12 protein-coding genes are annotated in these 13294 nt (G+C 70.3%); 10 read left to right on the top strand and 2 right to left on the bottom strand.

Features of this window, described 5'->3' with window-relative positions; genetic code table 11:
• Window positions 1-364 precede the first annotated feature (364 nt).
• The 3 genes from AB0G28_RS31645 to AB0G28_RS31655 all read left to right on the top strand — a co-directional run bounded on the left by AB0G28_RS31645 (window position 365) and on the right by AB0G28_RS31655 (window position 4329).
• A complete protein-coding gene (locus AB0G28_RS31645; protein WP_361097267.1) occupies window positions 365-1948 on the top strand; it encodes a TROVE domain-containing protein in 1584 nt (527 codons plus the stop codon).
• Between the two features lie 157 nt (window positions 1949-2105).
• Complete coding sequence (locus AB0G28_RS31650) at window positions 2106-2735, top strand: helix-turn-helix transcriptional regulator (protein WP_361097270.1); 630 nt, start codon at window positions 2106-2108, stop codon at window positions 2733-2735.
• A complete protein-coding gene (locus AB0G28_RS31655) occupies window positions 2716-4329 on the top strand; it encodes a DHA2 family efflux MFS transporter permease subunit (protein ID WP_361097273.1) in 1614 nt (537 codons plus the stop codon). Before AB0G28_RS31650 ends, AB0G28_RS31655 begins: the two co-directional genes overlap by 20 nt.
• A 69-nt stretch (window positions 4330-4398) precedes the next feature.
• Here the strand turns inward: AB0G28_RS31655 and AB0G28_RS31660 are convergent, their stop codons facing one another.
• Window positions 4399-6246, bottom strand: a complete 1848-nt coding sequence (locus tag AB0G28_RS31660) for a glycoside hydrolase family 3 N-terminal domain-containing protein (protein ID WP_361097276.1) — start codon at window positions 6244-6246, stop codon at window positions 4399-4401.
• Between the two features lie 111 nt (window positions 6247-6357).
• On the opposite strand from AB0G28_RS31660, the gene AB0G28_RS31665 reads away from it, so the two are divergent.
• Both AB0G28_RS31665 and AB0G28_RS31670 read left to right on the top strand, forming a co-directional pair.
• On the top strand, window positions 6358-6987 hold the full coding sequence (locus AB0G28_RS31665; protein ID WP_361097279.1) for a nucleoside triphosphate pyrophosphatase: 630 nt from the start codon (window positions 6358-6360) through the stop codon (window positions 6985-6987).
• A gap of 103 nt (window positions 6988-7090) precedes the next feature.
• Window positions 7091-8443, top strand: coding sequence for a dicarboxylate/amino acid:cation symporter (locus AB0G28_RS31670; RefSeq protein WP_361097282.1), 1353 nt, complete (start codon window positions 7091-7093; stop codon window positions 8441-8443).
• Window positions 8444-8505: 62 nt separating this feature from the next.
• On the opposite strand, the gene AB0G28_RS31675 is transcribed toward AB0G28_RS31670, so the two are convergent.
• Window positions 8506-9228: a hypothetical protein gene (locus AB0G28_RS31675; protein WP_361097285.1), complete on the bottom strand. Its 723-nt coding sequence runs from the start codon at window positions 9226-9228 to the stop codon at window positions 8506-8508.
• A 167-nt stretch (window positions 9229-9395) separates the two neighbouring features.
• On the opposite strand from AB0G28_RS31675, the gene AB0G28_RS31680 reads away from it, so the two are divergent.
• The 5 genes from AB0G28_RS31680 to AB0G28_RS31700 all read left to right on the top strand — a co-directional run bounded on the left by AB0G28_RS31680 (window position 9396) and on the right by AB0G28_RS31700 (window position 13168).
• Window positions 9396-9680: an SAV_915 family protein gene (locus tag AB0G28_RS31680; RefSeq protein ID WP_361097288.1), complete on the top strand. Its 285-nt coding sequence runs from the start codon at window positions 9396-9398 to the stop codon at window positions 9678-9680.
• 106 nt (window positions 9681-9786) lie between these two features.
• Window positions 9787-11583: an acetyl/propionyl/methylcrotonyl-CoA carboxylase subunit alpha gene (locus tag AB0G28_RS31685; RefSeq protein WP_361097291.1), complete on the top strand. Its 1797-nt coding sequence runs from the start codon at window positions 9787-9789 to the stop codon at window positions 11581-11583.
• A gap of 58 nt (window positions 11584-11641) precedes the next feature.
• Complete coding sequence (locus AB0G28_RS31690) at window positions 11642-12190, top strand: DUF1707 domain-containing protein (protein ID WP_361097294.1); 549 nt, start codon at window positions 11642-11644, stop codon at window positions 12188-12190.
• A 7-nt stretch (window positions 12191-12197) separates the two neighbouring features.
• Window positions 12198-12578: a DUF1707 domain-containing protein gene (locus AB0G28_RS31695; RefSeq protein ID WP_361097297.1), complete on the top strand. Its 381-nt coding sequence runs from the start codon at window positions 12198-12200 to the stop codon at window positions 12576-12578.
• A gap of 59 nt (window positions 12579-12637) precedes the next feature.
• Entirely contained in the window at window positions 12638-13168 is a 531-nt protein-coding gene (locus AB0G28_RS31700) for a GNAT family N-acetyltransferase (protein WP_361097300.1), read from the top strand.
• Window positions 13169-13294 lie beyond the last annotated feature (126 nt).

A 13294-nucleotide genomic window follows, 5' to 3' on the forward strand; every position in this document is an offset into this window, starting at 1 on the left:
TCGCCCGGTGCGACGGTGAGGGTTACTTCTCTGGTATCCCTTGGGTTCGACTCCCGAAAGCCTTCACCACCGCGACCTCGGGCACACACGCACTCCCGGTGCGAAGCCCGCGGTTACTTCATGCTGCAAACACGAAACCCGCGGGCGGCGAAGATCTCGGGAGCCACGGCTTCACCGATGCCCGGTGCGCAGGCGAGGGTTACTTCCACATAATGGGCAGGTCGGGGGTTCGAATCCCTCCCGGGCCACTCCCAGGCCACACAGTGGTCCGGTAGCTCAGCCTGGCAGAGCAGCAACGTACCTTCACCGACTTCGATCTCGGGCATCGCTGTGGCCGTGGCTCCCTCCACAAGAGGGGGAGAAAATGAGCAAGTTCAACACCGCACGAGCACCCGCCGCGACCTCGCCGGTCCGCGGCGAGGCCACGCCGTCCACGGTCACCCACCAGGGCGCCGCCGGCTACGCGCGCGACGCCCGGTCGGAGCTCTTCCTGCTCGCCGTGACCAACATGGTCGGCGAGGACACCTTCTACGAATCCGCGGGGACTCGCGACACCCGCTACGCCGAGCTCGTCCACCGGTCCACGTTGGACGATCCACAGTGGACCGCGCGGTTCCTGCGCTGGCTGCGCACGGACGCGAACCTGCGCACGGCGGCACTCGTCGGGGCGGCCGAGTTCGCCAAGGCGCGGCGGGACGCGGGGCTCGACGGGCTGAGCCGCCAGGTCGTCGCCAGTGTCCTGCAGCGGGCCGACGAGCCCGGTGAGCTGCTCGGGTACTGGACGTCCGTCCACGGCCGGGCCATCCCGAAGCCGGTCAAGCGCGGCATCGCCGACGCGGTCGAGAAGCTCTACGACGAGCGGTCCTTCGTCAAGTGGGACTCCGCCTCGCGGGCGTTCCGGTTCGCCGACGTCCTGGAGCTGACCCACCCGGTGAAGCGCGACGAAGCACAGGGCGCCCTGTTCCGGCACATCCTCGACGAGCGGCACGACCGCGGCAACTCGGTCCCGGAGTACCTGGGGACCCTGCGCATGCGTGCCGAGCTGCTGTCGTGGAACGCGGACCGCCGGCGCGAGCTGTTCAGCCGCCCCGGGGCGGCCGGCGTCCTGCGGGCCGCGGGGATGACGTGGGAGTCCGTCGCCGGCTGGCTGCAGGGTCCCCTGGACGCCCGCGTCTGGGAGGCGCTGATCCCGTCGATGGGGTACATGGCCCAGTTGCGGAACCTCAGGAACTTCGACGAGGCCGGCGTCTCGGACGCGGTCGCGCAGCAGGTCGCCGCGCGGCTCGCCGACCCGGCGCAGGTCGCGAAGTCGCGGCAGCTGCCGATGCGGTTCCTGTCGGCCTACCGCGCGGCGCCGTCGCTGCGCTGGGCGTGGGCGCTGGAGCAGGCGGTCTCGCACGCGCTGGCCAACGTACCCGCCCTGGGTGGCCGCACGCTCATCCTCGTCGACACGTCGGCGTCGATGAACATGGGCTTCAGCAAGGACGGCAGCCTGATGCGGTGGGACGCCGCCGCGGTGTTCGGCCTGGCGCTGGGCCGGCGCTGCGCGGACGCCGACGTCGTGTCGTTCTCGGACCGCTTCCTGGGCGGCGCGCGGACCAAGGTGTTCAAGCTGCGCCCGGGCGGGTCCCTGCTGAGCGACGTCGAGCGCTGGAAGTCCGGCGGGTTCTTCCTCGGCGGCGGCACCAACACCTCCGGCGCGCTGAAGAAGCACTTCGCGAAGCACGACCGCGTCGTCATCCTCACCGACGAGCAGGCCGGGTGGGGCGACGTCGGGCAGGCACTGCCGGCGCACGTCCCGCTGTACACGTGGAACCTCGCGGGCTACCGGTTCGGCCACGCGCCGTCCGGGAGCGCGCACCGGCACACGTTCGGCGGCCTGACCGACCAGGGGTTCCGGATGATCCCGCTGCTGGAGCGGGGCAAGAACGCCGACTGGCCGTTCTGAAAGGTCATGAGGGGCACCTTCGTGGACATCACGTCCATGAAGGTGCCCCTCATGGCATCCGCGGAACGTGCACGGACGGTCACGGAAGTCGCCATGGACCGTGGACTAGTCTGCGCCGTATAGTCCATGTGGAATAAACGAACTGGAGGGATCCGCCATGGCCTCGCCCAAGCTGACGACGCTCGGCCTCGCCGTGCTCGAGCTGCTCCACGAGGGGCCGATGCACCCGTACGAGATGGCCCAGCTCATGCGCGAGCGGTACGTCCACATGCGGGTCAACCTGAAGGCCGGCTCGCTCTACCACACCGTGGAACGCCTCCACCGCAACGGACTCATCAAGATCGTCGAGACCCAGCGTGACGGACGGCGGCCCGAACGGACCGTCTACGGCATGACGCAGACCGGGCTGGACGAGTTCAACCAGCGCGGCCGGGAGCTGCTCGGCGACCTCGCCACGGAGTTCCCCGCTTTCCTGTCGGGGCTCGCCGTGATCGACGAACTGGGGAAGGAGGCCACGTTGATCGAGCTCGAACACCGGGTCACCCGGCTGCGCGCCGCCGTGGCCGCCGACCAGGCGGTGCTGGACTACCTCGTCGGCGACAAGACACCCGAGATCTACTGGCTGGACTGGCGCTACCAGTGCGACCACCGGAAGTTCGAGCTCGAGTGGACCGAGCGGCTCATCGAAGACCTCAAGTCCGGGCGGATCCCCTTCCAGGACAGCCACCAGGAACCACACCTGACGCTCATCACCAAGGAAGACGACGATGAACGCAAGACAAGCTAACCCGTGGGCCGCGCTCGGCGCGCTGTGCCTGGGCTTCTTCATGATCCTGCTCGACACGACGATCGTGTCGATCGCGATCCCCACCATGCTCACCAAGCTGAACGCCGGGCTGAACTCGATCGTCTGGGTGATCAGCGTCTACCTGCTGACCTACGCCGTGCCGATGCTGTTCACCAGCCGGCTCGGCGACCGCTTCGGCCCGAAGCGCGTCTTCCTCGCCGGGCTGGTCGTCTTCACCGGCGCGTCGCTGTGGTGCGGCCTGTCCGGCAACGCCGAAATGCTCATCGCCGCGCGGGCCGTGCAGGGGCTCGGCGCCGCGCTGATGACGCCGCAGACGCTCGCGTTCATCACGCACCTGTTCCCGCCGTCCAAGCGCGGCCCGGCGATGGGCATGTGGGGCGGCGTCGCGGGGCTGGCGACGATCGCGGGCCCGCTGCTGGGTGGCGTGCTGGTGGACCACTTCGGCTGGGAGTGGATCTTCTACGTCAACGTGCCGATCGGCGTGATCGCCGTCGTGCTCACGCTGCTGCTGGTGCCGGACTGGCAGCCGAAGAACTCGCACTCGTTCGACCTGCTGGGGATCCTGCTCTCCGGCGCGGCGCTGTTCTGCATCGTCTTTGGCGTCCAGAACGGCCAGCAGTACGACTGGGGCACGGTCTTCGGCGGCGTCACGGTGTTCGAGATCATCGGCGCCGGCGTGGTGCTGCTGATCGCGTTCCTGGCGTGGCAGCGGGCCAACAAGCGCGAACCGCTGCTGCCGCTGCAGGTGTTCTCCAACCGGAACTTCTCGGCCGGGACGCTCACCGCGACGACGGTCGGCTTCGCGATGACCGGCATGTTCCTGCCGCTGGTGATCTACATCCAGTCGGTGCTCGGGCTGACCCCGACGACGGCGGGCCTGCTGACCGCGCCGATGTCGCTGCTGTCGGGGATCGTGGCCCCGTTCGTGGGGCACCTGTCGGACAAGGTCAACGGCAAGTACCTGGTGATGTTCGGCCTCACCGCGCTCGCGGCCGGGCTGGGGATCGTCGCGTTGCAGGCGACGCCCGACAGCAGCCCGTGGTCGCTCGTCCCCGCCCTGCTGGTGTGCGGGCTCGGGATCGGCTGCATCTTCTCCCCGATGAGCAACATGACGATGGGCTCGGTCGAGCCGCGGCTGGCCGGGACCGCGTCCGGCATCTTCAACACCGCGCGGCAGGTCGGCGGCGTGCTCGGCAGCGCGGCGATCGGCGTGCTGCTGCAGGCGCGGATCAGCGCGTCCATCGCCGACGAAGCGACGAAGGCGGCGGCGCAGCTGCCGGAGCCGTACCGGGCGCCGTTCGCGGAGGGGATCGCCCACGCCGCGGCCGGCACGGGCGAGTTCGGTTCGGCGGGTGGTCAGTCACCGATGCCCGGCCTGCCCGCGGAGATCGCCGCCCAGGCGGGGAAGCTGGCGACCCAGGCGGTCCACAGTGGACTGACGGACGCGGCCCGCGTGACGATGCTGCTGCCGATGGGCGTGCTCCTGCTCGGCGTGCTCGCGGCGGCGGTGCTGCGGAAGGTGGAGCCGCGCTGGGGCACACCGGCCGCGACGCCCGAGGCCGCCGCGGCCTGAACCGCGCAGGCCCCCGTTCCGGTGTCGGGTACCGGGGCGGGGGCCTGAACGGACCGCGGGAGCGGTGGCCTAGCGGCGGCGGTAGGACAGGCCGTACCCGTAGGGGAACAAGCCCTGCTTTCCGTCGCCGGCGTTGATCGGTTCCTGCGAAGAGCTCGCCGGCCAGGTGAAGTTCAGCTTCCCGGTCGGGTTGTAGTCGCCGTACAGCACGTCCGCGACGCCGGCGCCTTCCGATCCCGGCAGCCAGGCCGCCACGAGCCCGTTGAACGAAGGCAGCTGCGCGGCGATGTCCAGCGGCCGTCCCGAGACGGTCACGACGACCAGCGGCACCCGCGCTGCCTTCAGCTTGGCGATGAGGGCAAGGTCTTCGGAGTCGAGGCCGAGTCCGTTCGGCCGGTCTCCCTGCCCTTCGGCGTACGGCGTTTCGCCCACCACGGCGACGGCGACCTTGTAACCGGAGTTGATTCCGTTACCCGCACGGTCATAGGTCACTCCCGTGCCCTTCCCGGCACCCGCTTTGATGCCGTCGAGGATCGTCGTGCCCGGGATGACCCGCGTGCCGCTCTGGCCCTGCCAGGTGAGGGTCCAGCCGCCCGCCTGGTTGCCCAGGTCGTTCGCGTTCTTCCCGGCCACGAAGATCTTGTTGTCCGTCTTGGCCAGCGGCAGCACGCCGTCGTTCTTCAGCAGCACCTGCGACTCGCGCGCCGCCTGCCGCGCCAGCGCGTGGTGTGCCGCGCTGCCGAAGTCCTTCTGCAGCGAGCGATCGGTGTACGGGTGCTCGAACAGGCCGAGCTCGAACTTCTTCGTGAGGATGCGCCGGTTGGCGTCGTCGATGCGCGCCATCGGGACGTGTCCGTTGAGGACTTCGGCCTTCAGCGTGCTGATGAACTTGGTGTAGTCATTGGGGACCATGACCATGTCGATGCCGGCGTTGACGGCCTGGCTGACCTCGGCCGCGGTGAAGCCGGACTGCCCGTCGATCTGGTCGATGCCGTTCCAGTCCGAGACCACGTACCCGGAGAAGTGCAGCTCGCCCTTGAGCAGGTCGGTGATCAGGAACTTGTTGCCGTGGTCCTTGACGCCGTTCCAGCTGTTGTAGCTGATCATGACCGAACCGACGCCGTGGTCGACCGCGGCCTGGAACGGCGGCAGGTGGATCTTCCGCAGCTCGTCGAGGCCGATCTGGGTGTTGCCCTGGTCGACGCCGCCGGTGGTGCCGCCGTCGCCGATGAAGTGCTTGGCCGTGGCCATGATCGACGTCGTGCTGCCGAGCGAGCTGCCCTGCAGGCCCTCGATGACCACGGAGTTCGCGACGGCGTTGTCGGGGACCTCGCCGAAGGACTCGTACGTGCGGCCCCAGCGGTCGTCGCGGGCGACGCACAGGCAGGGCGCGAAGCCCCACTTGATGCCGGTGGCGGCGGACTCGTCCGCGGTGACGGCGCCGATCTGGCGGACCAGGGCCGGGTCGTTCGCGGCGCCCAGGCCGATGTTGTGCGGGAAGATCGTGGCGCCGGAGACGTTGTTGTGGCCGTGCACGGTGTCGGAGCCGTAGACGATCGGGATGCCGAGCCCGGTCGACGTCGCCGCCCGCTGGTAGGCGTCGATCATGTCCGCCCACCCCTGTGGGGTGTTCGGCGACGGCGTGGACCCGCCGCCGGAGAGGATGGAGCCGAGCCGGGCGGCGGCGGACTGGGCGGGCGTCGCGGCCCCGCGCTCGCCCTCGGTCATCTGCCCGACCTTGTCGTCGAGGGTCATCCGCGCCATCAGGTCGGTGACGCGGTCGGACACCGAAGCCTGGGGGTTCTTGTAGAGCGGCGTCGCGGACGCGGACGCCATCGGCACGAGAGCCGTACCCGAAAGGAGCAAGCCGGCCAGGGCAGTGGTTCGCAATGATCTCGTGGTGCGGAGGAGCGGCATTGTTCTCTCCGGAGACGATCGATATGTTGCGAGCCACAACAAAATAACTCTCCCGCGAAGTGGCGCCGGTCACAATTCGGTGACGGCCGCCTGGTCAAGTAAGTTTCAGTCGTGCAGTTCGTCCTCGCCTCCCAGTCCCCCGCCCGGCTCGCCCTCCTGCGCTCCGCGGGCCTCGATCCCGCCGTGTTCGTCTCCGGTGTCGACGAGGACGCCGTCGCCGCCGCCCTGACCGACCCGACGCCGTCGGAACTGGTCGCCGCCCTCGCCGCGGCCAAGGCCGAAGCGGTCCTCGACCAGGTCGCCGCGGCCCACCCGGACGCCGTCGTCGTCGCCTGCGACTCGATGCTTTCGATCCACGGGCAAATGGTCGGAAAGCCCGGTTCGCCGGACATCGCGCGCCGCCGCTGGGCCGCGATGGCGGGGACATCCGGTGAACTCCTCACCGGCCACGCGGTCGTCCGGCTCGACGGCGGGACGCGGGCGAAGGAAGCCGCCGGCTGGGAATCGACCACCGTCCGGTTCGGCACGCCGACGCCCGAGGAGATCGACGCCTACGTCGCCAGCGGCGAGCCGCTCCACGTGGCCGGCGGCTTCACGATCGACGGCCTGGGCGGTTGGTTCGTCGAAGGACTCGACGGCGGCCACACGAGCGTCATCGGCATCAGCCTGCCGCTGACGCGCCGGCTGCTGGCCGAGGTCGGCGTGAGTGTCGTGGATCTCTGGCGGCCTCCCGCATCCTGAGAAAGGCGCCACACGAACGGGTGATCCGGAAGAGTCTGTTCTTGCCTAACGTTCTCTTTACCCGGCAAGACAGACAGCAACATTTGAGCACCGGAGTCGCCCCGTGTCTTTTGTACGGACATACACCAAGCCGCGGGTGTTCGCGGCCGCGGTTCTCGGCTCGCTCGTCGTCGGCGCCGCCCTCGGCGTCGTCGCACGGCAGACCGAGGCCGGCTGGCTGACCGATCTCCTCGACCAGATCGGCACCATCTTCACCACGCTGCTGCAGATCGCGGTGATCCCGCTGGTCTTCACGGCGATCGTGGTCGGCATCAACAGCCTCCGCGGCCTCGGCGGCGGGCGCACCGCGGCGCGCCTCGGCGGCAAGACGGTGCTCTGGTTCGCGATCACGTCGTTCATCGCGTCGCTGATCGGCATCGCGATCGGCCGCATCTTCAACCCGGGTGCCGGCGGCCTCGGCGGCGTCGAAGCGACTGCTAAGAACGCCGACCGCGCCGCGAAGAGCGTCGACCACTGGGGTTCTTGGAACGCCTTCGTCAACGGGCTGCTGCCGGAGAACTTCGTGAAAGCGTTCTCCGACGGCGAGACGCTGCAGGTGCTGTTCCTCGCGCTGATCATCGGCGCGGCCGCCTACAGCCTCGGTGACCGCGCGAAGCCGTTCGTGGACTTCACGACGAGCGTGTTCGAGATCATCCAGCGCTACCTCGGCTGGATCGTCCGGCTGGCCCCGATCGGCATCGTCGGCCTGATCGGCGCGGCGGTCTCCAACTACGGCGACGCACTGTTCCGGCCGCTGTTCTCCACCACGCTCGCGGTGTACGTCGGCTGCCTGCTCGTGCTGCTCGTGGTCTACCCGATCCTGCTGCAGTTCGTGGCGAAGGTCAGCCCGCTGAAGTTCTTCGCCAAGGCGGGCACGGCGATCCAGTTCGCGTTCGCTTCGCAGTCTTCGGCGGCGACGCTGCCGCTGACCCGCCAGTCCGCGGTGAACCTCGGTGTCCAGCCGGCGTACGCGGCCTTCGCGACCCCGCTCGGCAGCGCGACCAAAATGGACGGCTGCGCCGCGGTCTTCCCGGCGATCGCGGCGATCTTCGTCGCGAACCTGGCCGGGGTGTCCCTGAACTTCTGGCAGTACGCCGGCATCGTCGTCGTCGCGGTGGTCGGCGCGCTGGCGACGGCCGGGACCACGGGCTGGCTGACGGCGTTCACGCTGACGACATCGTTCATCGGCCTCGACGCCAAGCAGGTGGCGCTGGGCCTGGCGCTGATCTACTCGGTCAACCCCATCATGGACATGATGCGCACGGCGACGAACGTGGCGGGCCAGATCGTGGTCCCGACGATCGTGGCGCGCAGCGAAGGCCTCCTCGACGACGAGGTCCTCAACTCCCCCACCGACCGCCCCCTGCACACGGACGACGGCGCCGCGGCCCGCCACACCGCCCCGGCTCCCGCCTGACCGCAAGTCCGTGAAGGCCTCCTTCCCGGCTCTTAGAGCCGGGAAGGAGGCCTTCACGGCTTTCAGGACGGGCAGGTGCGGAGGTCGGCGCGGGTGAGGCGGATGTCCGGCCAGCCGCGCAGGTCGGAGGGGGCGGTGTACCTGCGGGTGCAGCCGACCGAACGGCCCGCCAGGTCGTACACCTCGCCCAGCACCGGCGCCGCCGCGCACTTGGGGGTGCCGGCCAGCGTGTCCGGGCAGTCGTGGCGGACCACGATCACGTCCGGGCGGCCGTCGGCCGTCACGTCGTAGAGCGACAGCGTCCCGGCGTCCGCGTAGTACGGCTTGCCCGGATCCCGCCAGACTCCCCCGGTGCCGACGAGGAGCTCGCCGTAGGCGGTCGTGCCGTCGGCGCCGGCGTCACCGCGGACCAGGCACGCCGGGGCCGCGCCGTCGATGCAGCGCAGCGAGCTCTGGTCCAGCCGCACGCCGAGCTGGGCGATCGACAGTTCGAAGACCGTGCCCGGTTCGGGGCCGACGCGCAGCCGCGCCGAACCGCCCCCCGCGTCGGTCAGCAGCACCACCGGCGTGCCCCCGACCGTCACCGCCGCGAGCTCGCGGCACGGGCCACCGCCGCAGGTCAGCGCCGGTGGGACGGGCGCGGGCGCGGGTTCGGCCACCCCGGCCGGCACCTCCGGCCGCGGCCGCAGCAGGAACACCGCGCCGATCGCGCCGACGGTCACCACCGCGGCCAGCACCGCGGTGAGCAGCGCCGACCGGGGCGTCCGCGCTGCCGTAGTCCGCATAAGACAGAGCGTAAGCCGCTTCGCGCGCGTCCGTCGGCGGCGCCCCGTCGCGATGTGACTGAATCCCCCGGCGGTGCAACCCCCGTACCCCGCCCGGGGCTCCGCCCCCAAGCCCGGATGCCCGACGGGGTCACGACTAGCGGAGCGTGTCCGTCTATGTTGTCCCCGTGACGAACCCGAATCTTCCCGCCGCCCTGTACCTCCCCACCGGCCCGGTCAGCGCCGAGACCGAAGGCGCGTCGATCGAGCTGCGCCGTACGCCCGACGGCCGCACCGCGCTGGTCGCGTTCACCGCGCTGGACCGGCTGATCGACTGCTGCGGCGAGCACCAGCCGTGGGTCCTGGTGAACACCGAGCACCTGGGCGTGGTCCATTCGGCGAACCCGTACGACGTGATCGTGCTCGACTCGCCGCTGCCCGAGGACCTGCGCCACCGCCCCGCGCACGTCTGAGCGTGGTTCACCTCTCACTCCAGAGACTCACGACGTCATATCCGTAGACTTCCGAGATGCCGCGTGGGCGGTCAGCAATGCAGCTGTCGGACGCAGGAGGTGCGGGGTGGCCGAGCAGGTCGGCGAAACCACGGGTGGTCCGGTGACCAAGATCCTGGTCGCCAACCGTGGCGAAATCGCGGTACGCGTCATCAGAGCGGCCAAGGACGCCGGTCTGGCCAGCGTCGCGGTGTACGCGGACCCGGATCGCGACGCACCCCACGTCCGCTTGGCCGACGAAGCCTTCGCGCTCGGCGGCACGACGGCCGCCGAGAGCTACCTGAACTTCGACAAGCTCCTGGAAGCCGCGAAGCGGTCGGGTGCCGACTCGGTGCACCCGGGCTACGGCTTCCTCTCCGAGAACGCGGACTTCGCGCAGGCCGTCCTCGACGCCGGGCTGACCTGGATCGGGCCGAGCCCCCAGTCGATCCGCGACCTCGGCGACAAGGTCACCGCCCGCCACATCGCCATGCGCGCGGGCGCGCCGCTGGTGCCGGGCACGAAAGAGCCGGTGAAGGACGCCGCCGAGATCGTCGCGTTCGCCGACGAGCACGGCCTGCCGGTGGCCATCAAGGCCGCGTTCGGCGGCGGCGGCCGCGGCCTGAAGGTCGCGCGCACCCGCGAAGAGATCCCCGAGCTGTTCGAGTCGGCCACCCGCGAGGCGGTCGCGGCGTTCGGCCGCGGCGAGTGCTTCGTCGAGCGGTACCTGGACAAGCCGCGGCACGTCGAGGCGCAGGTGCTGGCGGACATGCACGGCAACGCGATCGTCGTAGGCACGCGCGACTGCTCGCTGCAGCGCCGTCACCAGAAGCTCGTCGAGGAAGCACCCGCGCCGTTTCTGAGCGACGAGCAACGCAAGCGCATCCACGAATCCGCGAAGGCGATCTGCAAGGAAGCCGGGTACTACGGCGCCGGCACGGTCGAGTACCTCGTCGCGACCGACGGCACGATCTCGTTCCTCGAGGTCAACACGCGGCTGCAGGTCGAGCACCCGGTGTCGGAGGAGACGACCGGGCTCGACCTGGTCCGCGAGATGTTCCGCATCGCACGCGGCGAGAAGCTGCGGATCACCGAAGACCCCGAGCCGCGCGGCCACTCGATCGAGTTCCGCATCAACGGCGAGGACGCCGGACGCGGCTTCCTGCCCGCGCCGGGCACGGTGACGAAGTTCGTCGCGCCGAGCGGCCCGGGCGTGCGCGTCGACTCCGGCGTGGAGTCCGGCAGCGTCATCGGCGGGCAGTTCGACTCGATGCTGGCCAAGCTGATCGTCACCGGCTCGGACCGGAACAACGCGCTCGAGCGCAGCCGCCGCGCCCTCGACGAGATGGTCGTCGAAGGCATGGCGACGGTCCTGCCGTTCGACCGCGTGATCGTGAACGACCCGGCGTTCATCGGCGACGAGAACGGCTTCAGCGTGCACACCCGCTGGATCGAGACGGAGTTCGACAACAAGATCGAGCCGTTCGTGGCGCCGGACGTCGAGGCGGCCGAGGAGGAGCCGCGGCAGAACGTCGTGGTCGAGGTCGGCGGGCGGCGGCTCGAGGTGTCGCTGCCGGGCGGGTTCGCGCTCGAAGGCGGCGGCGGGGGCGGCGGTACAGCCGTCAAGGCGAAGCCGCGCAAGCGCGCCGGCGGCACCAAGGCGGCCGTGAGCGGCGACGCCGTCACGGCGCCGATGCAGGGCACGATCGTGAAGGTGGCCGTCGAAGAGGGCCAGACGGTCGAAGCCGGTGAGCTGATCGTCGTCCTCGAGGCGATGAAGATGGAGAACCCGGTCACCGCACACAAAGCGGGCACCGTCACCGGCCTTTCGGTCGAGGTCGGCGCAGCCGTGACGCAAGGCACACAGCTGCTCGAGATCAAGTAGCGCGGTTCGTTACGGATGTCGTGGTGGGCCGCCCCCGGGGCGGCCTACCATCGACTACGTGACCGAAGTCCCGTCTCCGCAGCTGCGGATCAGCGACCAGAACCGCGAATCCGCGCTGTCCGCGCTCGGTGAGCACATGACCGCGGGGCGGATCGACATCGACGAGTACGGCGAACGCTCGGCCCGGATCACCGCGGCCAAGACGCGCGGCGAGCTCGGCGAGATCTTCGCGGACCTGCCGGCCCCGCACCCGCGGTACGAAGACGTCCCGCAGGCCGTCGCCGCCCCCGAGCCGGTGAAGGAAGCCCAGCCGGTGCCTCAGCGTCCGAACTCGCCCGACAACTGGTCGCCGCCGCAGCGGTTCCTCGCCGGGATCGTGCCGCTGGCGTTCATCGCGGCGATCGCGCTGATCGCCACGCACATGGTGGCGTGGCCGATCATCTTCGTCCCGCTCGGGCTAGCGGCGATCGGCAAGTCGATGTGGGGCCGCGACTGGAACCACGACCAGCACCACCGCGACCGCCGCGACCGGCACCTGCGCGACCGGGAGCGCCGGCGCGAGCTGCGCGACTCCTACCGCGACCACCGGCGCGGCCTGGACCACTGACCCCGCGATGAGCGACATGCGGCTGAGCGACGCCGAACGCCAGGACGCCCTGGACGTCCTCGAAGAGCACGTCCGCAGCGGACGCCTGGACATCGACGAGTACGGCACGCGCTCCGCGAAGGTCACGGCGGCCAAGCGGGTGAGCGAACTGGTCCCGCTGTTCGACGACCTGCCGTCACCGCGCCCGAGCGCGCTGCTCAACGGCGCTGCCGCCCCGCTCGCGCCGACGCAGGACAACGCGCTGGCGAACTTCCTGACCAGGAGCGCGGTGCCGATCGCGATCGTGCTGGCGATCGCGGTGCTCATCCTGTCCCGCGGACGGCTGCTGATCATCTCGGTCGCGCTGCCACTGGTGATCGCGGCGCTGGCGCGGGTCCGCCGCCGCTGAGATCGCTCCTCTCGCCGGGCCGGGAGCGGCGTGCTCCGGGCCTGGCTAGGCTGGGTGGAGTGGAACCGGTGGAGATCAACGCGGGCACGTACTACCTGCGCCAGCTGCGCGCGGACCGGCACATCGACGACCGCCGGGTGCTGATGGAGGCGTTCGCCGACCCGACGCACCGCAAGTACGTGCTGAACTACCGGTTGCGCACCCTGGACGAGGCAACGGAGTACGTGGCGCTGCGCGCGGCCCAGTGGGCGGGCGACGAGCGTTGTTCGTGGGCGATCGCGGAACCGACCTCGGGCAGGCTCCTGGGCGAGGTGGGCCTCCGCGAACTGGACCTGGACAGGGCGTACGCGGAGGCGACGGTCTGGGTCCACCCGGCCGAGCGAGGCAAGGGCATCGCGACAACGGCGTTGAACGCGGCCCTGCGTTTCGGCTTCGGAGGCCTGGGACTGACCGAGGTGAGCTACCGCTACGAGGAGAGCAACACACCCTCGGCGATCGTGGCGGAGCGCTGCGGATTCACGCGGCTGGGCCCGGAACCGACCCCAGCCCCGACCGGCGAGCGCCTGATCCGCTGGCACCGCACTTCCTGACCGCCGCGAAGCACTGACCGCCCCGAAACACCCCCCGCCACTCGGCGGTTTCTAGGGGTGGTTGCAACACCTGAGTGTTCAGGAGTTGCGGATGTCCAGACGAGATCGGGATCGGGCCCCGCGGGA

The organism is Amycolatopsis sp. NPDC021455 (assembly GCF_040640995.1).
Classification (GTDB): Bacteria; Actinomycetota; Actinomycetes; order Mycobacteriales; family Pseudonocardiaceae; genus Amycolatopsis.